At 43.9% G+C, this 25,643-nt stretch carries 32 protein-coding genes; 19 read left to right on the forward strand and 13 right to left on the reverse strand.

The window, feature by feature from the left end:
- Positions 1 to 2 precede the first annotated feature (2 nt).
- The 8 genes from AB2J24_RS17980 to rplS all read left to right on the forward strand — a co-directional run bounded on the left by AB2J24_RS17980 (position 3) and on the right by rplS (position 4,663).
- The gene (locus tag AB2J24_RS17980) at positions 3 to 560 is read left to right on the forward strand and encodes a GNAT family N-acetyltransferase (RefSeq protein ID WP_162653267.1); all 558 of its coding nucleotides are present in this window, start codon (positions 3 to 5) and stop codon (positions 558 to 560) included.
- Positions 560 to 1,105 carry a GNAT family N-acetyltransferase gene (locus AB2J24_RS17985; RefSeq protein WP_162653266.1) on the forward strand — a complete coding sequence of 182 codons (546 nt, stop codon included), beginning with the start codon at positions 560 to 562 and terminating at the stop codon, positions 1,103 to 1,105. The genes AB2J24_RS17980 and AB2J24_RS17985 overlap by 1 nt, the downstream gene beginning before the upstream one ends.
- Positions 1,102 to 1,392 (forward strand): chorismate mutase, encoded by a 291-nt coding sequence (locus AB2J24_RS17990; RefSeq protein WP_162653265.1) that lies wholly within the window; start codon positions 1,102 to 1,104, stop codon positions 1,390 to 1,392. The genes AB2J24_RS17985 and AB2J24_RS17990 overlap by 4 nt, the downstream gene beginning before the upstream one ends.
- Before the next feature lie 69 nt (positions 1,393 to 1,461).
- A complete protein-coding gene (rpsP, locus tag AB2J24_RS17995; protein WP_162653264.1) occupies positions 1,462 to 1,893 on the forward strand; it encodes a 30S ribosomal protein S16 in 432 nt (143 codons plus the stop codon).
- Positions 1,894 to 2,000: 107 nt separating this feature from the next.
- Positions 2,001 to 2,627 carry a LysE family translocator gene (locus tag AB2J24_RS18000; protein WP_367386504.1) on the forward strand — a complete coding sequence of 209 codons (627 nt, stop codon included), beginning with the start codon at positions 2,001 to 2,003 and terminating at the stop codon, positions 2,625 to 2,627.
- A 14-nt stretch (positions 2,628 to 2,641) separates the two neighbouring features.
- Positions 2,642 to 3,202, forward strand: coding sequence for a ribosome maturation factor RimM (rimM, locus tag AB2J24_RS18005; protein ID WP_162653262.1), 561 nt, complete (start codon positions 2,642 to 2,644; stop codon positions 3,200 to 3,202).
- Complete coding sequence (gene trmD, locus AB2J24_RS18010; protein ID WP_367386505.1) at positions 3,202 to 3,903, forward strand: tRNA (guanosine(37)-N1)-methyltransferase TrmD; 702 nt, start codon at positions 3,202 to 3,204, stop codon at positions 3,901 to 3,903. The genes rimM and trmD overlap by 1 nt, the downstream gene beginning before the upstream one ends.
- Before the next feature lie 223 nt (positions 3,904 to 4,126).
- Entirely contained in the window at positions 4,127 to 4,663 is a 537-nt protein-coding gene (rplS, locus tag AB2J24_RS18015) for a 50S ribosomal protein L19 (protein ID WP_162653260.1), read from the forward strand.
- Positions 4,664 to 4,736: 73 nt separating this feature from the next.
- On the opposite strand, the gene AB2J24_RS18020 is transcribed toward rplS, so the two are convergent.
- Positions 4,737 to 5,246, reverse strand: a complete 510-nt coding sequence (locus AB2J24_RS18020) for a GNAT family N-acetyltransferase (RefSeq protein WP_367386507.1) — start codon at positions 5,244 to 5,246, stop codon at positions 4,737 to 4,739.
- Between the two features lie 104 nt (positions 5,247 to 5,350).
- Between AB2J24_RS18020 and AB2J24_RS18025 the strand changes: the two genes are divergently transcribed.
- Positions 5,351 to 5,704, forward strand: coding sequence for a VOC family protein (locus AB2J24_RS18025; RefSeq protein WP_367386508.1), 354 nt, complete (start codon positions 5,351 to 5,353; stop codon positions 5,702 to 5,704).
- 90 nt (positions 5,705 to 5,794) lie between these two features.
- Positions 5,795 to 5,968 carry a hypothetical protein gene (locus AB2J24_RS18030; protein WP_367386509.1) on the forward strand — a complete coding sequence of 58 codons (174 nt, stop codon included), beginning with the start codon at positions 5,795 to 5,797 and terminating at the stop codon, positions 5,966 to 5,968.
- A 10-nt stretch (positions 5,969 to 5,978) separates the two neighbouring features.
- Here the strand turns inward: AB2J24_RS18030 and AB2J24_RS18035 are convergent, their stop codons facing one another.
- Positions 5,979 to 6,743, reverse strand: coding sequence for a sulfite exporter TauE/SafE family protein (locus tag AB2J24_RS18035; RefSeq protein ID WP_367386510.1), 765 nt, complete (start codon positions 6,741 to 6,743; stop codon positions 5,979 to 5,981).
- 93 nt (positions 6,744 to 6,836) lie between these two features.
- Here AB2J24_RS18035 and AB2J24_RS18040 point away from each other — a divergent pair, with 93 nt between their 5' ends.
- Genes AB2J24_RS18040 through AB2J24_RS18050 form a run of 3 tightly spaced genes read left to right on the forward strand, consistent with a single transcriptional unit; the run spans position 6,837 to position 8,774 of the window.
- The gene (locus AB2J24_RS18040) at positions 6,837 to 7,709 is read left to right on the forward strand and encodes a LysR family transcriptional regulator (RefSeq protein WP_367386511.1); all 873 of its coding nucleotides are present in this window, start codon (positions 6,837 to 6,839) and stop codon (positions 7,707 to 7,709) included.
- Positions 7,699 to 8,070 carry a VOC family protein gene (locus tag AB2J24_RS18045; RefSeq protein ID WP_367386512.1) on the forward strand — a complete coding sequence of 124 codons (372 nt, stop codon included), beginning with the start codon at positions 7,699 to 7,701 and terminating at the stop codon, positions 8,068 to 8,070. The genes AB2J24_RS18040 and AB2J24_RS18045 overlap by 11 nt, the downstream gene beginning before the upstream one ends.
- On the forward strand, positions 8,067 to 8,774 hold the full coding sequence (locus AB2J24_RS18050) for an HAD family hydrolase (protein ID WP_367386513.1): 708 nt from the start codon (positions 8,067 to 8,069) through the stop codon (positions 8,772 to 8,774). Before AB2J24_RS18045 ends, AB2J24_RS18050 begins: the two co-directional genes overlap by 4 nt.
- A gap of 86 nt (positions 8,775 to 8,860) precedes the next feature.
- Here the strand turns inward: AB2J24_RS18050 and AB2J24_RS18055 are convergent, their stop codons facing one another.
- The 4 genes from AB2J24_RS18055 to AB2J24_RS18070 all read right to left on the reverse strand — a co-directional run bounded on the left by AB2J24_RS18055 (position 8,861) and on the right by AB2J24_RS18070 (position 14,177).
- The gene (locus tag AB2J24_RS18055) at positions 8,861 to 10,831 is read right to left on the reverse strand and encodes a bifunctional 2',3'-cyclic-nucleotide 2'-phosphodiesterase/3'-nucleotidase (protein WP_367386514.1); all 1,971 of its coding nucleotides are present in this window, start codon (positions 10,829 to 10,831) and stop codon (positions 8,861 to 8,863) included.
- Positions 10,832 to 11,028: 197 nt separating this feature from the next.
- Positions 11,029 to 12,516, reverse strand: coding sequence for a sulfate adenylyltransferase subunit CysN (gene cysN, locus AB2J24_RS18060; protein WP_367386515.1), 1,488 nt, complete (start codon positions 12,514 to 12,516; stop codon positions 11,029 to 11,031).
- On the reverse strand, positions 12,516 to 13,433 hold the full coding sequence (gene cysD / locus AB2J24_RS18065; RefSeq protein ID WP_367386516.1) for a sulfate adenylyltransferase subunit CysD: 918 nt from the start codon (positions 13,431 to 13,433) through the stop codon (positions 12,516 to 12,518). Before cysD ends, cysN begins: the two co-directional genes overlap by 1 nt.
- A gap of 39 nt (positions 13,434 to 13,472) precedes the next feature.
- Positions 13,473 to 14,177 carry a phosphoadenylyl-sulfate reductase gene (locus AB2J24_RS18070; protein WP_367386517.1) on the reverse strand — a complete coding sequence of 235 codons (705 nt, stop codon included), beginning with the start codon at positions 14,175 to 14,177 and terminating at the stop codon, positions 13,473 to 13,475.
- Between the two features lie 353 nt (positions 14,178 to 14,530).
- On the opposite strand from AB2J24_RS18070, the gene leuC reads away from it, so the two are divergent.
- The gene (gene leuC, locus AB2J24_RS18075; RefSeq protein ID WP_367386518.1) at positions 14,531 to 15,937 is read left to right on the forward strand and encodes a 3-isopropylmalate dehydratase large subunit; all 1,407 of its coding nucleotides are present in this window, start codon (positions 14,531 to 14,533) and stop codon (positions 15,935 to 15,937) included.
- Positions 15,938 to 16,064: 127 nt separating this feature from the next.
- On the opposite strand, the gene AB2J24_RS18080 is transcribed toward leuC, so the two are convergent.
- The 6 genes from AB2J24_RS18080 to AB2J24_RS18105 form a co-directional block, all read right to left on the reverse strand.
- Positions 16,065 to 16,487: a hypothetical protein gene (locus AB2J24_RS18080; RefSeq protein WP_367386519.1), complete on the reverse strand. Its 423-nt coding sequence runs from the start codon at positions 16,485 to 16,487 to the stop codon at positions 16,065 to 16,067.
- Between the two features lie 119 nt (positions 16,488 to 16,606).
- Positions 16,607 to 17,278: a Crp/Fnr family transcriptional regulator gene (locus AB2J24_RS18085; RefSeq protein WP_367386520.1), complete on the reverse strand. Its 672-nt coding sequence runs from the start codon at positions 17,276 to 17,278 to the stop codon at positions 16,607 to 16,609.
- A 259-nt stretch (positions 17,279 to 17,537) separates the two neighbouring features.
- Positions 17,538 to 18,758 carry a TsoY family (seleno)protein gene (locus tag AB2J24_RS18090; protein ID WP_367386521.1) on the reverse strand — a complete coding sequence of 407 codons (1,221 nt, stop codon included), beginning with the start codon at positions 18,756 to 18,758 and terminating at the stop codon, positions 17,538 to 17,540.
- Between the two features lie 147 nt (positions 18,759 to 18,905).
- Positions 18,906 to 19,511, reverse strand: coding sequence for a TetR/AcrR family transcriptional regulator (locus tag AB2J24_RS18095; RefSeq protein ID WP_367386522.1), 606 nt, complete (start codon positions 19,509 to 19,511; stop codon positions 18,906 to 18,908).
- 120 nt (positions 19,512 to 19,631) lie between these two features.
- The gene (locus AB2J24_RS18100; RefSeq protein WP_162653244.1) at positions 19,632 to 20,060 is read right to left on the reverse strand and encodes a DM13 domain-containing protein; all 429 of its coding nucleotides are present in this window, start codon (positions 20,058 to 20,060) and stop codon (positions 19,632 to 19,634) included.
- A 229-nt stretch (positions 20,061 to 20,289) separates the two neighbouring features.
- Complete coding sequence (locus AB2J24_RS18105; RefSeq protein ID WP_367386523.1) at positions 20,290 to 21,660, reverse strand: VOC family protein; 1,371 nt, start codon at positions 21,658 to 21,660, stop codon at positions 20,290 to 20,292.
- A gap of 213 nt (positions 21,661 to 21,873) precedes the next feature.
- On the opposite strand from AB2J24_RS18105, the gene AB2J24_RS18110 reads away from it, so the two are divergent.
- Together AB2J24_RS18110 and AB2J24_RS18115 are read left to right on the forward strand one after the other, a co-directional pair.
- Positions 21,874 to 22,527 (forward strand): TenA family protein, encoded by a 654-nt coding sequence (locus tag AB2J24_RS18110; protein WP_367386524.1) that lies wholly within the window; start codon positions 21,874 to 21,876, stop codon positions 22,525 to 22,527.
- A gap of 479 nt (positions 22,528 to 23,006) precedes the next feature.
- Entirely contained in the window at positions 23,007 to 23,252 is a 246-nt protein-coding gene (locus AB2J24_RS18115) for an EF-hand domain-containing protein (protein ID WP_367386525.1), read from the forward strand.
- A 95-nt stretch (positions 23,253 to 23,347) separates the two neighbouring features.
- On the opposite strand, the gene AB2J24_RS18120 is transcribed toward AB2J24_RS18115, so the two are convergent.
- The gene (locus tag AB2J24_RS18120) at positions 23,348 to 23,659 is read right to left on the reverse strand and encodes a cupin (RefSeq protein WP_367385201.1); all 312 of its coding nucleotides are present in this window, start codon (positions 23,657 to 23,659) and stop codon (positions 23,348 to 23,350) included.
- An 83-nt stretch (positions 23,660 to 23,742) separates the two neighbouring features.
- Between AB2J24_RS18120 and AB2J24_RS18125 the strand changes: the two genes are divergently transcribed.
- From AB2J24_RS18125 to AB2J24_RS18135, 3 genes are all read left to right on the forward strand, one after another.
- Positions 23,743 to 24,177 carry an Lrp/AsnC family transcriptional regulator gene (locus AB2J24_RS18125; RefSeq protein ID WP_367385202.1) on the forward strand — a complete coding sequence of 145 codons (435 nt, stop codon included), beginning with the start codon at positions 23,743 to 23,745 and terminating at the stop codon, positions 24,175 to 24,177.
- A gap of 573 nt (positions 24,178 to 24,750) precedes the next feature.
- Positions 24,751 to 24,996 carry an EF-hand domain-containing protein gene (locus AB2J24_RS18130; RefSeq protein ID WP_367386526.1) on the forward strand — a complete coding sequence of 82 codons (246 nt, stop codon included), beginning with the start codon at positions 24,751 to 24,753 and terminating at the stop codon, positions 24,994 to 24,996.
- A 171-nt stretch (positions 24,997 to 25,167) separates the two neighbouring features.
- On the forward strand, positions 25,168 to 25,410 hold the full coding sequence (locus AB2J24_RS18135) for an EF-hand domain-containing protein (protein ID WP_162651393.1): 243 nt from the start codon (positions 25,168 to 25,170) through the stop codon (positions 25,408 to 25,410).
- Positions 25,411 to 25,643 lie beyond the last annotated feature (233 nt).

Consider the following 25,643-nt stretch of genomic DNA (forward strand, 5'->3'; position numbering starts at 1 on the left):
CCATGGCGACCACCTTCACTATTCCAACAATCGAGACGGAACGTCTTATCCTGCGTGCTTGGCGTGAGGATGATCTGGATAATTTCGTCGATTTTTGGGCAGATGCAGAACAGACTAAATATGTTGGCGGGACCCGACAACGAACAGAGATTTGGCGGGCCATGTCTGGTGCTAATGGCGGTTGGTCAATGCGTGGCTGCGGTATGATGGCTGTGGAATCGAAAGAAACTGGTGAGCTGGTTGGTAATGCTGGGTTGCATTTTCCTGAAGGGTGGCCTGAGCGCGAAGTTGGCTGGATTATTTTACCCCAGCACCAACGTAAGGGGTATGCGTCGGAAGCAGCGATTGGTGCTTTAAAATATGCCTATCTGGATCTTGGTTGGCAGTCTGCTGTTAGTCTGATTGATAAGGGAAACATTGCCTCAGAGGGTGTTGCTAAGAAGCTTGGTGCACATATGGAGCAAAAAGATGTTTCTGTTACTGATTTCGTATCAAATATATGGCGTCATTTGCCACCGGAAGAATTTCTTGCAGCTTATGGTGGGCAGGGGCATTCATAATGGTGGCAGTTTCACTCGATATTCCAGTTGTTGAGACAGAGCGTCTTATTTTGCGTGGCCTTGAGGAGCGTGATTTCGACATGCTGTCCGCAGTTTATGCGGACGAAGAGACAGCTAAATTTGTTGGCGGGGTTATGCCTGAATATTCTTCATGGCGCGTGTTAACTGGCATTCTTGGCCATTGGGTCTTACGTGGGTTTGGTATGTTTAATGTTGAGGAAAAAGCCACAGGCCAGAGCATTGGTTTTTGTGGTCCTTGGCGGCCCCATGGTTTTCCAGACAATGAGATTGCTTATGCATTTATGAAACAGGCGCAAGGCAAAGGCTATGCGACTGAAGCTGCAACGGCGGCGTTAAGGTTTTCATATACAAAACTTGGTTGGACGACAGCTATCAGTCAAATTAATCCGCTCAATCATGCATCGCAGAAAGTCGCTGAAAAGCTTGGCGCGTTTAATGAGCAACAAAATGTTGTCGTGAACGACAAGACAATAGATATTTGGCGACACTTGCCACCCAAAGAATTTATGGAGCGTTATGCATGAGTGAACAAACTCCTATGGATGAGCTTCTGGAGCTTCGAGCATCAATTGATAATTTTGATGCTGCTCTTGTGCATATTCTCGCAGAACGTTTTCGCGTGACCAAACAAGTTGGTCAGTTGAAAGCACAACACGAATTCCCTCCTTCTGATCCGAAAAGAGAGGGTGAACAGATCGAGAGGCTAAGACGTTTGGCAGAACGCTCGAACCTTGACCCCGATTTCGCTGAAAAATTTCTTGAATTTATTATCAAGGAAGTCATTCAGCACCACAAAAAAGCGCGTGGGTAATTCACGCATAACTAACTTTTAGTGTGTGGACAAATCCACGCATGGCGTCATTTAGAAAAGGAAATAAAAATGGCAACTAAACTACGTTTGGCCCGCGGTGGCTCAAAAAAGCGTCCTTATTATCACATCGTAGTCGCAGATGTGCGCTCACCACGTGATGGTCGTTTCATCGAGCAGGTTGGTCATTGGAATCCAATGCTTGGTAAAGATGATGAAAACCGTGTTGGTCTTAAAGAGGACCGTATCAAACATTGGCTTGGCCAAGGTGCACAGCCAACAGACCGTGTTCTTCGTTTCCTATCAGAAGCTGGCATTCTAGAACGTGCACCACGCAACAATCCAAATAAAGCAAAATTGGGCACAAAAGCTCAAGAGCGTCTTGATGAAGCCGCTGCAAAAGCTGAAGAAGCAGCCGAAGCTGCAAAGGCTGCTGAAGAAGAAGCAAAGGCAGCAGCTGCTGCGGCTGCCGAAGCACCAGCTGAAGAAGCAGCATCTGAATAAGCATTTCGCTTTTAAAGATTTAATGAGGGGTGGTTTATTGCAAACCACCCTTTGTTGTTTTTGTAATATGGGCTATTGCAATAGCGAACCTGAATTTGGAGTGAATAATGATTGATACAGCTACCCTCATTACTTATTTAATTGTTGTGTCTGGATTTGCCTTCATTCCAGGGCCGGCGACGTTATTGATTGCGGCAAGGGCATCTACGTCGGGTATGAAAGTTGCACTTTCAACAAGCTTGGGTATTGCGGTGGGTGATTTTGCTCATACTGTTTTTGCTGTATTTGGAATATCTGCCATTATTATGGCGTCAGTTACGGCATTCACAATTGTGAAGTTGTTAGGTGCTGCCTATCTGATTTACATTGGTCTCAAAGCAATATTTGGTAAATCAAAGTTACAGATTGGTGGCGAGAAGATTGAAATTGGGTTGCGCGCTGCATTCCATCAAGGGGTGATCTCTGAAATACTTAACCCAAAAACAGCACTGTTTTTTCTGGCATTTTTACCACAATTTATAAAGCCGGAAAATGGTTCTGTTGCCATGCAGGTTTTTATTTTGAGCGTCATACTGATTGTAATATGCGCCCTGAGCAATTTGGTTTATGCCTATACAGCAGGCGGTTTGGGCAGTTATTTACGCAAAAATCCACATGTCGTAAAATGGCAAAATAGATTCTTAGGTGGCGTGTTTTGCAGTCTTGGACTTAGCATCGCGTTGCAACAGAGATAAGAAAGATAGAAAGCGTGGAACTTAAAAACCCAATTTTGCTTGGAACGATTGGCCGTGCGCAGGGCGTGCGTGGTGAAGTTCGTGTAAAATCGCATACGCAAAATCCGGTAGCTTTGGCGGATTATGGTGTGTTGTTTGATGCACTTGGTCGCCGTTTTGAGGTGCTTGATATTCGCAAACATAAAACCGTCGTAGTCGTGCGTTTTTTGGGCATTAATGATCGCACGGCCGCCGAAGGTTTGAACGGTATTGATTTGTTTGTGGATCGCGCAAATTTGTCTGATGATGATCTTGAGGATGACGAGTTCTACTATACGGATCTCGAAGGTCTGGATGTTTTGGATGCAGACGGCAAAAATTGGGGCACAATCCAAGCTATTTTTGATTTTGGTGGCGGTGATTTAATTGAAATTCGTGCTAAAGGTCAAAAGCCCGTTCTTATTCCATTTACCACTGATGCTGTGCCTGAGGTGGATATTAAAGCAGGTCGTGTTGTCATTGATCCAGAAGCTGCGGGTCTTTTAGATGATACAAGTGAAGACGACGAAGACGATTTCGATGAGGGCGGCGATTAATGGGTTTTAATGCCTCAATTCTTACGCTCTATCCAGATATGTTCCCGGGACATCTTGAATACTCGATGGCTGGCCGAGCAATTGAACGAGGGGATCTTAATATTGAGGCAATTAACATTCGAAATTATGCACTTGATAAACATCACACTGTAGATGATACGCCTTCTGGCGGCGGGGCAGGAATGGTGCTGAAGGCTGATGTTCTGGCCCGTGCTATTGATGCATTGCCTGATGATAATCGACCGCGTTTGCTGATGTCTCCTCGAGGGGAAACATTGACGCAGCAGCGTGTTCGAGAGCTGTCTTCTGGTGAAGGTGTGGTGATTGTTTGTGGCCGATTTGAAGGTGTTGATCAGCGTGTAATTGATGGTCGTGAATTAGAGGAAGTTTCAATTGGCGATTACATCTTGTCAGGTGGTGAACCTGCCGCATTGACCCTTTTAGATGCGATCACGCGATTATTGCCGGGCGTAATGGGAAACGTAGAATCTGGCACTTATGAGAGTTTTGAAAATAACCTTCTGGAGCATCCGCATTATACGCGTCCGCAAGAGTTTGAAGGGCAAATGATCCCTGAGGTTTTGTTATCTGGTAATCACAAACTGATTGCTGATTGGCGGCATAAAAGGTCTATGGAATTAACGACAAAGCGTCGTCCTGATCTCTTAACTCGCATCAATGATAAAAAAGACCAAAAATAGAGCGGAAATTCCAAATTATGGGATGACAAAAGCCCTTTAATGCTGTAATGCACCGCCAACTCGAAGAATAAACGAGCGCAGGCCTTAAAAAATCAAATGGCCGCAACCACTAAAGATAATGCTTGGTGAACCCGCTGCTGCTTGAAAAAGCATAGCTTTAAGGCAAGAAGACCTTAAGCGAGAGTTAGCGCTCTGACCGCAAAAAGAACGAAAGGTTATACCGATGCATATCATCGAGCAGCTCGACGCTGAACAAAAAGCAAAGATTGAAGCAAAACGTACTCTTCCAGAATTTTCACCAGGTGACACTGTTCGTGTTATGGTGCGTGTGACTGAGGGTACGCGTACACGCCTACAGGCTTATGAAGGCGTTTGTATCGCACGTGCAGGTGCTGGTTTGAACGAGAATTTCACTGTTCGTAAGATTTCTTACGGTGAGGGTGTGGAACGTGTGTTCCCAATCTATTCTCCACTTGTTGAAGAAGTCATTGTTGTTCGTCGTGGTAAAGTTCGTCGTGCGAAGCTTTATTATCTTCGCGGTCGTCGTGGTAAATCTGCGCGTATCGTTGAAAATACAGGCGTACGCACTCGTAAACTTAACGATGATGAGCGTGCAGCTATTGTGGCTGAAAAAGCGCGTATCGAAGCTGAAAAAGTTGCAGCAGCTCAAGCTCTTGCAGCGGAGAAAGCAGCTGAAGATGCAGCTGCAGCAAAAGCAGCTGAAGAAGCTGCGGCAGCGGAAGCAAAAACTGAAGAATAGACTAATCTTCAAAATCAGATTTTTGAGAAGCGCTGGCAAATTGCCGGCGCTTTTTTGTTTTAGGGCTGTTCTATTAATGGGGTGAAAAGACGAGTATTTCGTTGAGGTATTTCCCATCTTCTATCTCAAAGTAAGTTTGCCCGTCTTTTATAAATCCATTCCTGAGATAGAACTTTACAGCTCGTTCATTTTCGGTGTTAACAGCAAGCCACGGCTGCGCATGGCCTTGTTCCAGACAATGCTCAATTCCAGCTTTTAGAAGATGTAACCCCACATGCTTGCTTTGATGGCGTGGCTGAACATAAAGTGTTGTTATCTCGCATGGTGAAGCGCTGATACTCGTACATGTTTTATCTGCACTTAATCTGATAAAACCGTCAATTCCGTTGGAATTTTCTGAGACAAGAATTGTTTCGTTCGTACTCATCAATACCATCTCAAACTTTTCCTTGGTGAACTCTTTGAGCGCATAATTTGCAAAGGTCTCATTGATACCATTCCGCAGATAAGTGTTGATCCATACTTCGGTTGAGAGCACTGCAATTGCAGCCGCATCTGAGTTTTTAGCTTGTCTTATTTGCACCTAAATTCCAATTTTGTTCTGGCTGATTAATTAGTAGTTTTCGTTTATGCATTTTCATGGCGTATTTTAGCATGGTACACAGTTTTTGATCTATGGAGAAATTAATGACTTTGCCAAAATTGGTTTTTGATCACATTGCAATAATTGCTCGGACACTTGATGAAGGTGCCGGTTATGTGAGTGAACATTTGGGCATTGATATGCCAATCGGCGGTGAACATCCTTTTATGGGTACGCATAATCTTTTGCTTTCGTTAGGTGATATGGAGTTTTTGGAGGTGATCGCGATTGATCCTGACGGACCACAGCCCGATCGTCCTCGCTGGTTTAATCTAGATCGCTTTGATGGAACGCCGAAAATAGGTGCATGGATTGTGGGCTCGAGAGATATTACTGCTGACTTTAGCAAGAAGCATGGCGAGATTATCAATATGACTCGGGGTGATTTGAAATGGTAGATCACTGTTCGCAACGACGGTCGTTTAGTTTCAAACGGCGCTTTTCCTCAACTGATTCAATGGCCGGATGGTATACATCCTGCAAGTCGAATGGAAAAACGTGGCTGTACTCTGAAATCATTTGAGATCACTCATCCCGACGCCGTCGAAGTTAGTAATTTTCTTGATGTGACATTTAACGATGAACGAATAAAGATTGCCGAAGGCCAGCCGGCATTCAAAGCTGTATTCGAAACCCCTACTGGTGCAAAAACCTTGTCATAACTGAAGCAGTTCAGAGTGCGAAGCTTAAGTTCGGGACACTATCCCAAAGAAGTTTTAGGCCAACAACCGTAAGTAACACATAAACAACCTTGATGAACAATTTGGGGTCGATAATTTTATGTAGGTACGTTCCTAAGCCGATACCAACAAGTATGATGGGTGATAAAGTTAGGCTAACTTTCATGCTTTCCAACGACATTTGTCCAAGGCCAACATAAGCAAAGAGTTTCATAATATTTACACCAAATACAAAATATCCATTTGTGCCAACAAATTCTGATTTTTCTAATCTCTGTTGTAGTAATAATCCTTTCACCGGTGGGCCGGCTGCGTGGGCGATAAATCCTGCAAAACCAGAGGCAGATCCAAGGATAAAGGGAAGTATTCTTCCAAGCGGTTTTGCGTCCTCAGATTTTTTTCTTGTAAAGAAAAATTGCATGACAAAGGTTAAAGACAGAATTCCGATGGCAAATTTTATGAAGTCCCCATCCATGAACTGAAATGTCATGGTTCCAAGTATGATGCCGAATATAGCCCCGGGAATAATTGCCAGAACAATAGCTTTATTCCATGTCCTTCTATAATGCCATACGATAAAGAGATCCATGGCGAGTAAGATTGGAACAAGTATAGCAAGCGCCAGTTGCGGCGTGATGAAAAGGCTTAAGAGTGGTACATTCATAACACCTAAACCGCCGGCAAATCCACTTTTGGATATGCCGGTGACAATAATAGCAATCCCGGCAACTATATAGAAGCTTAATGGTAGATCCATGCTGTTCTTCTTCCTGTTAGTTTCCTATAGGGAGTTTACAAAAATCAGTAAAACGAATTAAATAGCTTTTTAAAATCGTTTAAAGAGATTTATATGCCTGATATTAATGCGATGAAAAGTTTTCTGGTCGCTGCTGATACATTAAATTTCTCGCGTGTTGCCAAGCAACGCAATACCGTTCAGTCGGCGGTGAGTTTACATATCAAAAAACTAGAAGATGAGTTGGGTTGTAAGTTGTTTGAACGCGGACGCGGTCAAAATATGAAACTCACGCCTGAAGGGCATGCCTTTGTTTCTTATGCGCGCAGGATATTAACTCTCAATGCCGAAGCGGTTCAATCTATTCGTAAAACTAAGTCTGTTCGTACAATTCGAATTGGAACTACGGTCACTTTGGCTATGTCTGTTGTCTCAGAAGCGATACGAGAATTTACCAGCATTAATCCGGCGGTTCAGCTGCATGTTCATAGTGATCGAAGTGATGCATTGCTTGCTAAGTTAGATGCAGGTGAAATTGACGTCGCTTTCATGATGGATCAGGGCAAGCGCGCAAGTAGAGATTTTGTAGAAAATGTCCCGCTTGCTTGGGTCAGCGGACCTGGTTTTAAGCTGGATGAGGCTGATGATGTTCCGCTTGTTTTTTTAACGGATGGACGTGATCTTCGCCGATATGCGTTCGAAGCACTGGATCGGGTTAATCGTAAGGGCTACCTTGCTCATTTAAGTTCACATCCAATTGGTGTTCATTCTTTGGTGTTGGCAGATTTGGCACTGACAGTATTACCACAAATATCTGTGCCTGTTCCATTGCGTATTGCATCAGATATTCGTGACCTTCCATCCCTCAAGAATGTTGTTTTATCGCTTTATCGAAAATCTGAATATAATTCTGATATTGATGTCCTCTCATCAATCATCCATAGTCAAATAATTCAATCAAATGCAGGAGACTTTAATGGCAATTAAACGTCTTGATCATGTTAATGTTCGGACCGAAAATCTTGAAGGGATGGTGGCTTGGTATGAGGATATTTTGGGCCTTAAATCCGGTTGGCGGCCTGATTTTCCGTTTGATGGTGCCTGGCTCTATGCGGGTGAATATCCCGTCATTCACCTTGTTTCCGGTGGTGAGGATTTAGTTGGTTCCGAGGTGAATTTGCGCCTTGAGCATTTTGCGTTTGCCGCTGATGATGAAACAGCATTTCGTGCATTGTTGGAAGAGCGCGAGGAAAGCTATCGTTGCGGCGAGCCGCCTGCTGCAGGTATTCGGCAATATAATGTTTGGGACCCTGATGGCAACCATATCCACATTGATTTTAAGATATGACGTTACGCTTACCCATCGCAGCCATTTCATTTGATATTGATCATACGCTGATAGACTTTGATGCGGTGCTTGAAAACTCTTTGAAGAAGGTGTCTCAGGCCATTGCATCCGAATTTGTAGTTCATATTTCAACCACAGAACTTGTCGCAATCGCAGCCAAAACAGCGGCGGACTATGACGGCGACAGAAACGATTTTCTCGAAATCAGGAAGTTGTCATTTGAGAATGCTTTAAGATCAAAGCGGCTTGATACAGGTTTTACAGAAACGTTATTTGAGCTGTTTATTGAAGAGCGCTTTCGCAAAACGATGTTTATGCAGGGTGCGGAGGAGTTGTTATCAAACATTCCAAAAAGTATAAAGGTAGCAGTTCTATCCAATGGCAATTCTGATCCCAAGCGCCTTGGATTTGACCATTACTTTGATGAAATTATGATCGGCAAAGACCTTGATTACAAGAAGCCGCATGTAGGTGCATTTTCTAAACTTAAAGAGAAGTTAGATATCGCTGATCCGAGCCACATTTTGCATATAGGAGATTCGTTCAATGATGATGTGAAAGGTGCAAGTGAAGCAGGATTTAGATCGGTATGGTTTAATTCCGAGCGTAAAACATTAAACGGTTATGCCAGCCCTGCGCATGAAATTTCACATTTATCTGAATTACTTCCGATTATAGCTCAAAATTACGAAACTTTATCGTGAGCATGATGAATAAAAGGCCGCTACAATGTAGCGGCCTATGTTAATGCTCATCAGCTGAACGTAGATATTTAGCCTCGATGCTGATTTTAAAATGCGATGCGATAACGTGCAAAACCGTCAGGGCCGTCGCCGGCCTCTTCAATTTTGACGCTTTTTACATCACTGATGTGATCTTTGGCTTTTGGACCTGTGTCAAACAGAACGGATGTCTCTGGCAATTGTTTGAATGTCCAGTTTCCATCTGCACTTGGATTAATTGTGCCTTTGTCGACAATGTATCGTACGATCACATCGCGGTTTGTATCTGGTCCTTCAAAGATGATGGTGTCGCCAGATGCGCCGGGGAAGTTGCCGCCACCGGATGCACGATAGTTGTTTGTCGCAATGATGAATTTTGCATTCATATCAAGCGGCGCACCGTTGAACTCCAGATCGACAATACGGTTTGCATCAGGGTTGGTTAACTTACCCTTTGGGCCATATTTTGATGGTTGTGAGATATCAATTTTATATGTCACACCATCAATCACATCAAAGTTGTAAGACGGGAATGATGGGTTTAGCAGAACCTGATCCGCTTTTCCTGTTTCAACCTGATTGAACATGCCAGCAGAACGCTCCAGCCAATCCTTAACCTGTGCGCCAGTCACTTCAACCGCACGAACCGTGTTCGGGTAGAGGTAGAGATCGGAGACGTTTTTAATCGCAACATCACCCTTGGCAACATCGGTGTAGTAATCCGGTCCTCCGCGGCCACCTGCTTTAAACGGTGCAGCGGCGGAAAGGATTGGCAAACCTTCCCATTGTGTGCCCTTCATCATTTCGGTGATATACCAAGTTTGGGCCTGGCTTACGATCTGAACAGATGGATCATCGGCAACAAGGGCAAAATAAGAATGAAGTGGCGCGTCCGTTTGACCAACCGAGCGACGAACATAATCCAAAGTTGCGTCATGCTCTGTTTGAACGCTCGCAAGAACAGCTGCATCGCTTTCAACCAATGGGATTTTCTTGCGCTTTTCGCCAGATTTATAAATCGGACGCGCTTCAGTTGCTGATGTCACAACCTGCCATTCATTGCCGGATTTTTCGAGCATCAGATCAATCACACCAAGGTGCGAACCCCAGAAGCCGCCCATTGCCGCTGGTTTGCCATGTATGAGACCTTTTTCAGCGTCAACCGCATCAAATCCCGCAAATTTTTCACCCGGGAACACCAAGTGGCTGTGACCCGTCATAAGGGCATCAATACCATCGACTTGTGCCAATGGCACAGACGCATTTTCCATGCCGTCTGCATGTTGGGCAGATCCGATGCCGGAATGTGATAGTGCTATGATGATATCTGCGCCCTTTTCTTTCATCTCGGGCACATAGGCTTTGGCCGCTTCAATGATATCGCGTGCTTTAACATTGCCTTCAAGATGTTGGCGATCCCAATTCATAACTTGAGGTGGTACAAAGCCGATAAGGCCGATTTTAATTGCATGTTCCTGTCCGCTGCCATCTTTGACCATCTTGTCCAAGATTGTGTACGGCTTGAGCAGTGTTTTATCTTCACGCGGATTTGCCCCCATTTCTTTGGCGATATTTGCCGACACGACAGGGAAATCTGCTCCTGCGAGCGATTTCATCAAGAAATCCAAACCATAATTGAATTCATGATTGCCAAGCGTCGAGGCTTCATAGCCAAGCGCATTCATGGCTGTGATGATTGGGTGCATGTCGCCTTCCTTCATGCCGCGTTCATAGGCGATGTAATCGCCCATCGGGTTGCCTTGCAAAAAGTCGCCGTTATCGACAAGCAATGAATTGCTAGATTCTGCCCGGATGTCATTAATCAACGCAGCGGTACGCGCCAGACCAACAGTATCTGATGGCCGATCACCATAATAATCATAGGGAAATACATGCACATGCAAGTCGGTTGTTTCCATGATGCGCAAGTGGGCCTGGTTAGCGTTTGCCTGTGCTGAAAACGGGTGAAGAGCAACAAGTGCGGTGGCAGATGCACCTGCGAGAAAATTGCGACGATTGAGATGTGTTTGTTTGATCATATTTCAGCTCCTGGAATCAAAATTTAGGCTCGAGACATATCGAGATAGTTAAGCTGCACAGTAAAGTTACCATGTGACGCTTGAGTGATACTATTGCAAAAACACGCCAAGAGTCGATCTTATAATAAGACTCGAAATTATACTTGGCTATCTTCGCAATATAGAGAATTTCTTGATTTTTGGAGTTGCTCCTTACCTCACTTCCGCTGTTTGTTTTGCTTTTTTAGTAATGTCTTCATCTCAAATTCTGATATTTCAGTTGATTGAATGTGAATTGAATTCTCTTTGTAAAAGTCAGTTTTAATAAACTTTTCAACAAGTTGCTGAGGTAGGGAAAAGAGTGTTAATGTTTCGCTATCTGGATTTTTGAACGGAACAACATGGCTTGCAACGGCGTTAATCATTCCCGCGGCAACCGTCTCATTGGTGTCGGGATCGATGAGAATGAATGAACCAGTTATGCGATTTTGGCGGTATGTGTCAAAAATTGCAACTGCTTCAAATTTAAGTTGAATATCGGCAATCGTATTGACGGACAGATTGTCATTTTCTTCCCATTCACCTGTTTCCAAATTGAGGCTTGTTTTTGGATCGATGAAAACATGTTGGCGGCGACTGCCTGTTTTTAGCCAGTAGCGCTTTTGAGTCTGTAGACCTTTATTGCTAAGAACAATGAGATGCGCATCGAAAGTGTCCGAGACATGTGGTTTAGCGTCATGTGATGTGATCATATCTCCGCGAGAGATATCTATCTGACGGTCCAATTCTAGTGTTATTGCATCGCCAGAAACGCCTGCGTTTCGTACAAGATCAAACGTAATTATCTTTTTCACATTTGCCGTCTCGCCACTTGGCAGGATCGTAACGCTATCTCCGGGTTTAATAGCTCCACCGGCTACTGTTCCTTGATATCCACGAAAACTCTCATCTGGACGGCAGACTCGTTGAACCGGGAGGCGAAACCCTACAGAGCTTGCGGCAGGTTTTGTTGCCAGTTCAAGTGTTTCAAGAAGTGTTGGCCCATTGTACCAAGGCATTTTATGTTGTGCTTGCGAGGCGACATTTTCACCATTTATGGCAGAAACGGGAATCGTCGTAATAGACTGGAAATTAAACTCCTTGGCAAAGTTCGTAAACTGAGTGACGGCAGAGTTGAAGGAACTTTCCTGATAATCAACAAGGTCGATTTTGTTTGCGACCAACACAATTTGGCGAATACCCATAAGTGAAACGATTGTTGCATGGCGTCGAGTTTGCTCAAGAATGCCAGCACGAGCATCAACGAGCAACACAGCTAGGTCTGCATTTGATGCACCTGTTGCCATGTTTCTTGTATATTGTTTATGTCCGGGTGTATCGGCCACAATGAAGGATCTTTTTTGTGTCGAGAAGTATCTGTAGGCAACATCAATGGTTATGCCTTGTTCACGTTCTGCCTGTAAACCATCTAGCAGATTGGCGAAGTCAGGTAAGTCCAGTTGATCGTTACCACTGTTTTTGGAAGTGGCTTCAATTTGGTCGTCGAAAACAGTTTTTGTGTCCCATAAAAGGCGTCCGATAAGGGTTGATTTACCATCATCCACGCTGCCACAGGTAATAAAACGCAAAGGAGTTGTGTCACGTGTGATTTCAGAAGCCGCAACAGTTTCAGTTTTTTGAATTGGCATTGGGTTTAGATTATTCATTAGAAATACCCCTCTCGTTTTTTCATTTCCATTGAGCTCGATTTATCTTTGTCGATGGCCCTGCCTTGACGTTCAGAAACAGTTGCGGATGCAATCTCATCAATAATTTCATCAAGATTGTTTGCTGTCGATCGGATTGCGCCGGTCAGCGGAAAGCAACCCAATGTTCTAAACCGAAGGCTTGTTTGCTGGACAAGTTCATCAGGAAGCAGTTCCAGTCGATCATCTTGTGCTAAAACCATCATGCCATTTCGTTCTACAAATGGACGGTCCTTGGCAAAATATAGCGGAACGATTGGTATGTTTTCGGCTTTGATGTAGCTCCAGATATCAGCTTCTGTCCAATTGGATAATGGGAATGCACGAATGCTTTCGCCTTTGAAAATGTCGCCATTATATATAGACCAGAGTTCCGCTCTTTGATTGCGCGGATCCCATTGATGGTTGGACGTTCTAAATGAGTAAATGCGTTCTTTTGCTCTGGATGTTTCTTCATCTCGCCTTGCACCGCCAAACGCAGCATCATAGCCACCTTGGTCTAAAGCGGTGCGCAGTGCTTCGGTTTTCATAATGTCTGTGTAGCGTGGATTGTTAAATGGCGTGATATTCTCCGCCGAACCACGAGGGTTTGTATAAGTGATTAAGTTAAGGTCGTATTTGGCGACAACTTGATCTCTAAACTTGATCATCTCTGTAAATTTCCACCCAGTATCAATATGCAGCAGTGGAAATGGAATTTTGTCTGGAAAAAATGCTTTTCGAGCTAGGTGCAGCAGAACAGAGGAGTCTTTGCCCACGGAATAGAGCATGACAGGATTTTCAAACTCCGCAATCACTTCGCGGAAGATATAAATTGCTTCATTTTCAAGAGCTTTTAGGTGTGGATCGAGCGGGAGTTTTTGTTTGTTTTCGGACATTTGTTTTCAAACTTTTTGATTGGGAGAGGTTTTACGTAACTATTTGGAAGCATGTAGGCCGCATTCGCGGGCATTGTTTTGCTCCCACCACCAGCGGCCGGCGCGGGAATGTTCGTCGGGCTTGATTGCTCTTGTGCAAGGTTCACATCCGATGGACGGATAGCCGCGGGCATGTAACGCATTGATTGGAATATTATTTTTAATGATCAAATCTTCAAGCGCATCGGCATCAAGATCAGCCAATGGATTAAATTTAAATAACTCGTATTGAGGAGACCATTCGCAAAATGGTACTTGATCTCGATTGTCTGATTGCGAACGTCTCAGTCCTGTTACCCAACCATCGGCATCGCTTAGAGCGATGGCTAGTGGGTTGAGTTTGCGAATTTCGCAGCATTTGTGGCGGGCTTCAATACTTTCATAAAACCCGTTTAATCCGAATTGTGCTTTATACTCATCCACAAGTCTTCTGTCAGGGTGATATTCCTCAATGTCTACTGAATAACGGTGCTTGGTCTCATCGATGAGCGAGAGTGTTTTCGGATGCAAGCGCCCTGTTTGAAGCGTTATGATTCTCAAATCAATTTTGTTTTCTGCAATAAGATGAGTGATCAGTTGATCTTCTTTACCCAGACTTGTTGTAAAAACAGAATGTGGCGTTGTTTTCGAGATGAAATTGAGACGTTCAATGAGATTTAATGAGTTTAGTTTTCGATTATTTTCTCGAGCTATATCGTGTTGCATTTTGCTTTGGACCCATGAGTGAAACAAATTTGGCTCCATAATAGGTCTTAAAAATGCGCGCTAAAGAAAAGAAAATCTATTTCTAGAGAGTAAAATGTATTGTTTTGCTAAAAAATGAGACTCATTCAAATTTTCAATTTGATGGGTGTTGCCAATTGCCTCTGACGGTAAACGTTGCTATTGAAACTCCATGATAGATTTATCAATAGATGCGACATACCAAGTTGTGCTCCTAACGGATCATAAACGCTTGCCATCTCGCTTTTTGCTAGCTGTTACCAGCGCTGGGCGCGGGTTTGTTGTGGCTTAAGCAACCACGACACACTTTTATAAAATCACTAAGGAATATCGATATGACTGCACCTCGTACTATGTATGATAAAATTTGGGATGATCACGTTGTAGACACACAGGAAGATGGCACATGTCTTTTGTACATTGATCGCCACCTTGTGCATGAAGTAACAAGCCCGCAAGCTTTTGAAGGTTTGCGCATGACAGGACGCAAAGTCCGTGCACCGGGGAAAACACTCGCTGTTGTGGATCACAATGTGCCAACGACCAAAGATCGTTATGAAGGTATCAAGAACGAAGAGAGCCGCATTCAGGTGGAAGCTTTGGCAAGTAATTCTTCAGAATTTGGTGTTGAATATTTCAATGAAAGCGATGTGCGCCAGGGTATCGTGCATGTTGTTGGTCCAGAGCAAGGCTTTACGCTTCCGGGCACGACAATTGTTTGTGGTGATAGTCACACCTCAACACATGGTGCGTTTGGTGCGTTGGCTCATGGTATTGGCACATCAGAAGTTGAGCACGTACTTGCAACGCAAACACTTATCCAGAAAAAGGCTAAAAACATGCTTGTGCGTGTTGATGGTCAATTGCCAGAAGGTGTGACAGCAAAAGATATCATCCTTGCGATCATCGGTGAAATTGGTACGGCTGGTGGTACCGGTTATGTGATCGAATTTGCTGGTGAAGCAATCGGTGCGCTTTCGATGGAAGGCCGTATGACTGTCTGCAACATGACAATTGAAGGCGGCGCACGCGCTGGCCTGATTGCACCGGACGAGAAAACATACGAATATTTCAAAGGCAAACCACGTGCACCGCAGGGCACTGATTGGGACAATGCGCTCGAATATTGGAAAAAACTCGCCTCTGACGAAGGCGCTCATTACGATAAGACAATCGTGCTCAATGCAGCAGATTTGCCACCGATCGTTTCTTGGGGTTCTTCACCGGAAGATGTGATTTCGATTGAAGGCGTTGTACCAAACCCTGATGATATCGAAGATGAGAATAAACGTAAGTCTAAATGGCGTGCGCTTGAATATATGGGACTTAAGCCAGGGACGCCAATTACCGACATTAAGATTGATCGTGTCTTTATCGGCTCTTGCACAAATGGTCGTATCGAAGATTTTCGTGAGGTTGCGAAAGTTGTTGAAGGCAAGAAAGTCGCTGACGGTGTAAATGCCATGATCGTGCCGGGTTCTGGGTTGGTTAAAGCGATGGCCGAAAAAGAAGGCTTGGACAAAATCTTCATTGAAGCTGGTTTTGAATGGCGCGAACCGGGCTGCTCTATGTGCCTTGCCATGAACGATGATCGCTTGAAACCTGAAGAGCGCTGCGCATCAACATCAAACAGAAACTTTGAAGGTCGTCAGGGCTTTAAAGGCAGAACACATCTTGTATCTCCTGCAATGGCTGCCGCTGCTGCGATCAATGGTCATTTTGTGGATATCCGCAACGCCTAACAGGCGGGAAGCTTCATATTTTTCTGATTTAAGATCAGTAAAATGTTTAAACCGGATGGGGAAACCTGTCCGGTTTTTGTTTGTATTAAGCTGGATGAGAGATGTTTAGGTCAGTTTTACGCTGTCTCTAAGGTCCTTCGCAGGTGATGCCCACCGCTTGCGAACCATTTATGTGCATATATCCGATCTGATATGGTTCGCTTTCGTCGTTGTTTTTGTCAATGAACTTCAAGATGCGGATGGAGGCGAGTAGCACCTCTGCTTGATCATCCATCAAATCAAGCTGCACTTCATATTCATTTGCTTGAAACTGTACAATATTAGCATGCTCGCCTTCTTGATGTTTATAGGTCGTAATATAGCGCTCGTTCAAAGATACGGATGCTTCCAATGCATTTAACACAGGTCCGGCACCAATTAAGATACTGACTCCAGCATCTGAATTTACACCAGTGCATTCGATATTAGATGTTGCATGGGCCTGTCCGGTCGCAGCCATGAGTGCGATAATCCAACCAGCGTTACGAAACATGTTAGTTATGAAATTCATGGCGTGACCTTTCTAAAACTTTTGGTGGCTTAGTTTATCAAGTGCAGAAAATTTCGCAATATTCAGCGAGCACAAGTATTTGGGGTGTATGTAAAGGCGTCCTAATTGGGGTGAATAAACTAGGTATTGTGATCTGCAAGTTGCCTGATCTGCGCTCGGTTAAGTAATGTTACGCTGCCTCGGTTCTGTTCGACCCAGCCGCGTCGTTGAAATTCCTGAAGTTGCCTTGAAATCACTTCTCTTGCGGTTCCCAGCTCAATGGAAAGTTTCTGGTGGGTTGTTTTAACAACACCTTGATCATCAGCAAGTTTGTCAAGTCTGTCGGCTAAGCGGACATCTACTCGCTGAAAAGCTACTTCATCAATCATCAGGAACAGATCGGTGATGCGTTTTGAAAATGCGGCAAAGACGAAATCTCGAAATGATTTTGACTGTGCAACGAGATCATCGAAAATATTTTTGGGCACCGCAACAGCCTGCACCTTTGTTTCTGATATGCCTTCGGCGGAATAGTCTTCATATGTTAAAAGACAAGCGGTGGTTAAAACGCAGCTTTCGCCGGCATTTATGCGATATAGCACAATCTCATGCCCGGTTTCGGAAACTTGCTGGACGCGAACCGTTCCTTCAATCAGAAACAACATGTATTCTGGCGATTTCCCGGGTCCAAATAGCAGCGTGTCTTTTGGGTAGTTAACAATGTTGCTGCGGGTCAGGAGTGCTTCTTTTGTAGAAGGTTCTAAGCGTGACAGTCCGGGAAAGCGATCAATCCACTGATTTGAATCTGTCATCCTGTGATCTCCCGCAACTAGTTACGTCGCTGCAACGTCTCTAAATAATAGCCATCCAATCTGTGAAGATAAAGTTTCAATGGCATGCGGGACTTAAGTCGCACATATTGCCGATGCAAACAAGGAAATGCTCACCCTGCAAATACACCAATCAAAACTGGTGAGAGAAGGTAAGCATTTCTATGTGATAGTTGTTATGGTTTTATATATGAGGGGTATATGTTGAGGCAGGACGGTTCACCATCCTGCCCGTATCTATTTATTCTGCTGGCATGGCACCGGATGCAATTTTTGGACGAGCAAAATGCAGATCATGTAACTTGAAAAGCAGAATGATCATTGCGAGTTGAAGGATCAGGGCCGGAGCTGTGAATGCCCAATACGCGACGCCAAATTTGGCAATGAGGCCTGTGGCAACCAATCCTTTGTTTACCCAAAAATGTATCATGACTGATAGGGCTACGCCGGGGCAGACAAGCGCATAGGAACCCGCAGAGCGCTTTCCTGTATTGCTTAGGAACATTTCTTTGTAGTTCTGGCGTTTTAAAACCAATAATCCCAGCAAGGCAAAGAGAACCTGAATGGAAAGCATTTGTGTAAGGAAACTAAATGTCTCACCAGCAGATGTATGTACCTCAAAGGCTGTATGTAAACCGTGGTTCTGACGCAATAATGCAATAGTTAAAACGGTGATGAAAGGTATGACAACCATCAGTGTCGGTGCTGCTTCAGGCGCAGTACCGTTTTTAACGATGGATTGAACAGCCATGACAATGGCAATCATGGTCATGATAACCGAAGTGACGATAAAGAACGTGGATAATATTTCTGACGCTCCGACAATCCATTTTGTTTGAGACATGGCAGATGGTGCTGCAAGGCCAACGGCGACCATTGATAAGGCAAATGCCGGCAGAAGTTGCGCGAATGAATTGTTTGCAGATGAATTAAATCCGCCTTCAACCATGACTCCACCGAAGAAACGAGCAAGCAGCTGAAACGCGTAATAGCCAATTGCAACAAATGCGATAATCGCGGCGGGGAACAGGTATTCAACAACCGACCAAAGTTGCGGAACAAATACCAATCCAACGATGAAACCAACATTAACAGACATGGCAAGTGCTAGCGGTGCTGCCATAGTTTGTGTTTCTGCATTGGATTTCAACAGTTTCTCATAGGCGGCAGATTTACGAAAATCTGCGCTTTGGCGCAAATTCCAGATGATGAGATAAAAATGCAATATTGCAAATATTGCAACGCCAAATAAAGCGACTGCAACAGCTATTTGTCCACTAAGGTTGGCGGTCTGTGTATATGCCCAGATGTCTTCAAACACCGGTACGGGTTGACCTTTGTGGGGCACCCAGAACATCAGGTACATAAAGAAGGTTACAACTAGCCCGCCGGCACCAAGCGCGGCGAGAAAATAAAGAGGGCTGTAATGCGCCTCTGCGGTGCTTTGGGACTGCACGTTCATGGTAATATTCCTTTTAACTTAGCCCGCACAATCGCGGATATCGTTATGGATAATCACGTAAATAAAATCGGCAGTCAGTGACAATGTTACAATGGGGTCACAATGGGAATAAATTATTTCGTAAAGCCGCTTTTAGCGCGGTCGGTATTATCTGCTGTCGGAGCTTAATTGACCGATCAGAATATAATTGATGGATGTGGCGACCTGCTCCAGTGTTTCAATTGGCGCACCGGATCGGGCCAATACCCGTAAGCCGACATATTGCGCCATCAATAAGTTGACAATATTGGATTTCACTTTGGTCGGCTGGTTTGAGAACTCAATTGATTGTCCAATTGCAGTTTCAAACCCATATCTCATTTTATCAAATAGGCGATGCACCTGTGTAGCAATTTCTGCGTCATGGGGCGCGGAACCTGCGGCAGCCGTGCACAAAAGGCAGCCTCGACGATCGCCCTGTTTAACCCCGTTTAGTATTCTTCCAAATAGAATTTCAATGCGTTTTGTACCATCGGAAATTTTTGTGTCAGATAATAATTTGACTGCAGGTGACACAGCTTCTTCGTCATACTTATTAAGGACTGCAAAGAACAGTGATCGTTTGTCGGAGAAAGCTTTATACAGGCTGCCCCGAGACAAAGACATTCCATCTAATAATTGAGTAAGAGATGTTTCTTCATAGCCAAAGGTCCAGAAAACATCCATGGCATTGGCAAGAGCTGTATCCATTTCAAATTCTCTTGGTCGTGCCATGCAAGTCTCTCATCTTAGATTGTAGTGATATATATGGCATCATCACACGGCTTTGCCAATGAGGGCGATAGATCAATATCTAGGCTTAATCATCGCCCTCAGTGTGATTTAATGCTTGCGTTATTTCAATTTTGCAGAACCCAGTGGTACTGAGAATTTACCGCACCAAACAGTGAATGCATCATACGCGCTTACAAGAATACTCGAAGGAACTTCATAACGTTGTTGCCCTTTTAATGATTTAAGTTCTGCGAACTCGGTTTTTTCGTCGAATGCTCCAGCTTTTGAAAACCCAAGTGTAGGAGAAGGCGCACCATCAAGTGAGAAATCATCGTGAAGGACAACAAAGGTTTTATCGCCTTCTTTTTCGATAGTGATTTTACCGGTGGTTATATGATCACTTTGACCTGAGAATGTGCCACTTGCGAGAAGTTCACCTGCGTGAGCTATGTTCGAAGGTGCGGATGTCGCGATGACGAATGATAAGGCTATTGCGGAGAAGATGGCGGATGAAAATAGTCGCGGTGTTTTTGTAGCTTTGTGAAACATTTGAAATCCTTTTCGCGGCAGTTGAAGGGGTTTAGCGGAAGTGCTGTGCTGCCGTTGAAAGGTGAATATCAATTAGGAACCGATCAGTCTAATAAACTCATGTTCACAAGTTTGTGAATTAGAGACTGACTGGTCTCTAATAGTTAAATTTAGTTGCTGATAAACCTTAATTTAAGGCAGTATCCATCCGTGGATAAGTAGAAGCATGCCGGCCTTATTACTGCTCATTTCAAAATTGGAGTTGTTCTAAGCACGCTTTTTTCGAAGCCGCTTCAATCTTCGCATAGTGCTCAAATTCATCCAATACCTTTGCGCCGAGTTGGTTCTCAAATAAGTCTTGGTTGCTGTTTTGTGCAATATTTGCGGCTTCTTTATCACCTAAATTCGATTGAAAGATTCCAGCGGCACTAACGGGCAAGAAATCCTCATAAATGATTGGGTCAAAACGAATGACGCCGGCTTCGATTAGTTCATCAAAGGATAAATTGGTATCGGCTTTTGCAAGATCTTTCTTGGTTGCTTGATATGAGAAATAGGCAAGTTTCTCAGTGTGCAAGGTCTTCCAATCGTCGGGGAACTCTACGAAGACTTGATTTAAAGTGTTGATGTAATCTTGCGCATTAGATCCATCCGCTGCGGGTGTACATTTATCGCGCGTCTTATTGAGTAACCTATCATATAGCGCGCGGCCTTTAGGCGTTAGTGCCGCACCTCGCTGTTCAATCTCCCCAAAACGAGCCGTATGTTTGCCATTTTTTACATCAGTAAAATCGACATCTTCTTCTATGGCTTTAAATGAGGTTTGCCGCAGAAGAATGGGGCACTTGCGTTTGGGAGGTCCCTCGATCACGGCTTTGGGATTGATTGATCTGGAGGGCATTAGATCTTGCACTTGATCAATATCAAGAGTGCGCGGTGTTAGGTGATTAATATGTGGGCCTTTAAACGAGACTATATCTGCAATGAGTCGATGGGCATCATGGAGTTTATTATAAAGTTCATGTGTAACATTGGCTTGCGTATGCCATTTGAATGTTTTCAAAATTTCCCGAATGAAGTGCTCTGAATCTGGTATCGAGACACCGCCTTCATTTTCAGCCTTTTCAATAAGCTTGACCGCTGCACCGGAAAATATATGTCTCTTTGCCAACACATTCTCGGCTTGTATTTGCAAATTATTATCATTGATAAGGTCAAGCCGCAGGAGCGATGTGAAAACCCGAAATGGATTGTGTGATAAAGCTTCCTGGCCAAGCGGTCTAAAGGCTGTCGAATGTACCGGAATACCCGCTACGCTAAGATCATAATAGCCCACGGGGTACATACCCAAAAGCGCGAAAACGCGGCGGATCATCTTTAATTCTGCTTCAGTTCCAACTCGGATAGCTCCATGCCGTTCATCCGAAATCCTGTTCAGTCCATCTGTTGCTAGTAGTGAATTTGCAAGAGACGTATCTTTAGCAAGCCTTTTGACATTTACCTCGGCAACAAGGTCCATCAAAGTACCGTAAGCAGGTACTTCATCTCGATACATTTTTGACATCGCGGAGGAGAAAGCAGCCCGCAGGACATTTTGATCAATTAACTGGAATTCAGACATTGGTTCTCCATTTAGCTGAAATCAATTTCTAAGCTAATCATTTACATAAAAAATGAATTTTACATAGTATTTTTAAACTGAATGATGAGAATTGAAACAATGTTGTGATCGTCCCTTGTTGAGACGAAAATGCAAGTTGCTTAGGCGATATTTCAATTGATCTCTGTTTGAAGCTCTTCTATCTGCCATAGATAAGAAATTTGGAGGACTTTTATGCGCGCGACAGATCAACTTATGAATGATTGCTCTGAAACCTGGGAGGCTGCGACCAATCATGCTTTCTGTAAAGAGTTGGCCGAGGGAACGCTGCCTATCGAGAAAATGAAGTGGTATCTGGCACAGGATTATAAATTTATCGATCGGTTTGTGCGGTTACTGGCAACCGCAATTACTCATGCGCCGACACTGGCAGATAGTATTCCTGCTGCGCAATTTTTAGCTGTTATTACCGGGCCAGAAAATACATATTTTCTCCGCAGTTTTGAAGCTTTGAATATGACGCAAGAAGAACAAAATGCGCCGGCGGCCAAATCGACACTTGCGTTTCAGAATTTAATGCGCGAGGCGCAGGTATCAGGTCGCTATGAGCAGATGCTTGCAGTTCTTGTTGTTGCTGAGTGGTCTTACCTTACTTGGGCCAATAGATATGTTGCCTACTCGCCCGACTTACCATTTTGGTTTTCTGAATGGATTGACCTTCATTGTGGTGATGGCTTTGAGGGTGTTGTTGAATATTTGCGGAGCCAACTTGATCAAGTTTGGGATGGTTTAACTGATCAGCAAAAGGCAGATGCAACTCAGATGTTTGCCAGAGCCGTAAAATGCGAGCGTGATTTCTTCGATGCGAGTTTTAATTCGCAAGATTAGTTATATTTAGGAGGAATTATTCCAATTTTTCCTCACTGCAACTCTCCCCATTTCCGTCACGGTTGCTCTCATCCGCTCACAAAGGTTGGTTTTTGGAGGGTGGATTTATTGAGATTTTTGCAGGAAAAACAAAAAGTTTGAACAGGTTTTGTGTGGTTTCTCACGAGGCTCGTGTTTACTTGATTGGTTTGACGAAATGCTATTCATTTGAATTTATTATGAAATTATCTGTTTGTTTTGCGAGGTCTGATATTCAAGAGCTTGAGCCACACACTGGCTCTCACATTTATGTGCGCCGAGTTTAATTTATTTTCTCATTTTCCAATCCTATATTCAACTCATCGAAACGCAGCCAACAACATCCAAACGGATTAAACGGGGCGCTTCAAACAAGATATTAACCCGAGACACCACAATGTCTCACATTTAAACCAACAGGAACGCCACAACGTTCCACAAACAAATGAATGGAAAATATTATGAAAATCGTACTTACAACAATCGCACTATCTGCAATGGCTCTAACTGGCGCATCTGCCCTTAACTTCACATCTGTTGATGATACACGTGGCGATGCAAACGGTGTATATGCATCTCAAGCTGGTGATGGTCTTGTGAGCATCCACGAAGCAAACCGTGCAGGCATCTCTGCTATCCAGTTCCATGCTGCTGATGCAAACAACGACGGTAAATTGTCTCCAACTGAGTTCAGAAATCTTGGCTAATCGCTAACATTTTGAATATGAATTAAACCAATTGGTTTGGGCCGCATGTCAGATACGACATGCGGCTTTTTTGTTTGAAAAATCTCAACATATTTTCAGATGCTGCCAGCTTTCTCGATTACCAGCACACGGGCAGGGCCGACAGGATGGGCGACGTGTTCATCACCGCTTTGGGCGTGAAAGATGTCGCCAATATATAAACGAAAAACATTCTCTTTGCCATCTTGCTTGACATGCATATCCACGGTGCCATCCATAACAGCAAAAACTTCTGGTCCGTCATTGATATGCCATTTGTATGGTTGATCCGTCCAGTGAAGACGAACGGTTGCATTCTCGAATTGCTCAATATCCAGCGCATCCCATGCTGAGTTTCCTGTAAATGACCTCGGATTAATAATATGCATGCTTGCTCCTTTGACTTGCATCTATAAAGTAGCTGACACCCGCAAGAAGATCATCTTGCGACGTGACGTATGTTGGCTGCGAAATGCCGTATTTGAATGGAGCTGCTTTGGATCAAACAGATAGAAAAATTCTGAGGCAATTGACCATCAATGCGCGAATGCCTGCAACCACAATTGGCAAAGAAATTGCTCTGTCGCGCACAGCGGTGCAAGATCGCATTCGACGTATGGAAGAGCGCGGTATAATTAAAGGTTATACGGTTGAAATAGACCAGGAACATAATGGAAAAATCAAAGCCATTGTTTTTATCTGCTTCTCACAACGCCCGTGTGAACCCATTTTGAACTGGCTTGGCACGTTGGATGGGGTCAAACGGGTTGTCTCGTTATCTGGTGAGCTGGATTGTTTGATTGAGGTGGCATTACCCGACACCAGGAAATTGTCTGAGTTTAGTGACTTTCTTCTAAATGATGTTCGAATTGCATCTGTGAAATCTCAAATCATCTTATCTGAGTGAGAAAGATCATGCTTCAGACTTAGATTGATTTGTAATAAAAGTGCGGATTTTTAAAAAACAAATCGCCTTATCGCTCTCGGTTACTCTCAGCCGTTCACAAAACAAGATTCATTTTGAGAAAAAACACCCCAAAAAACATGAAAATTACATTTTTTTCAGGGCATTTGTGACCGCTTTGTGAAGAAATATTAACAATGCACAAAAAGCTAGTTGCTTGCATTTATTAATAAAACTGACCTCTTTCAGTCACCTTTGCAGATTCAAGTGACAAACACGCGCACCCGCACTCACATTTATGTGTGATGAGTTTAGTTTGAAAACGCATTTTTGAGGCCTATATTCAACTCATCGAAACGCAGCCAACAACATCCAAACGGGTTAGGCAAATAGATTAACCAAACGGATTAATTGGGGCGCTTCAAACAAGTTACTAACTGAGACGCCACAATGTCTTAAATGTAAACCACCGAGATGCCACAACATCTCAAACTTAAACCCGAGACACCACAATGTCTCACATTTAAACCAACAGGAACGCCACAACGTTCCACAAACAAATGAATGGAAAATATTATGAAAATCGTACTTACAACAATCGCACTATCTGCAATGGCTCTAACTGGCGCATCTGCACTTAACTTCACATCTGTTGATGATACACGTGGCGATGCAAACGGTGTATATGCATCTCAAGCTGGTGATGGTCTTGTGAGCATCCATGAAGCAAACCGTGCAGGCATCTCTGCCGTCCAGTTCCAGGCTGCTGATGCAAACAACGACGGTAAATTGTCTCCAACTGAGTTCAGAAATCTTGGCTAATCGCTAGACTTTTTGAACGAACACGATCTGATAGGGCCCCACATTTAGCTTTCCCTCCCAAGGGCTAAAATGGGGTGCCTTGAAGACCACACTAAACCTAAACAAACAATCATTTAAAACGGCACCACACCCAAATATTGGAAATGCCGACGTAATTTAAGGAATAAACTTATGAAAATCGTACTTACAACAATCGCACTATCTGCAATGGCTCTAACTGGTGCGTCTGCACTTAACTTCACATCTGTTGATGATACACGTGGCGATGCAAACGGTGTATATGCATCTCAAGCTGGTGATGGTCTTGTGAGCATCCACGAAGCAACCCGTGCAGGCATCTCTGCTATCCAGTTCCAGGCTGCTGATGCAAACAACGACGGTAAATTGTCTCCAACAGAATTTAAAAACGTTTAAGTCATAACGACTTAAAACCAAACGCTCCGATTTACCTCCCTCTAAATCGGGGCGTTTCCACCAAATAGTAATTGAGTTGCGTAATTCCCGCGTTTGCGAGAACCCATAAAAAAGCACGTAACAGCAACTAAGCCATTACGTGCAAATGAATAGTTCATAACGGTTCCCGCGTCATTTTCTAAGATACCACAAATATCTATTTAGAAAATCAATTGCCGATGCCACAACACCAA

Source organism: Lentilitoribacter sp. EG35, from assembly GCF_040784015.1.
Taxonomy (GTDB): domain Bacteria; phylum Pseudomonadota; class Alphaproteobacteria; order Rhizobiales; family Rhizobiaceae; genus Lentilitoribacter.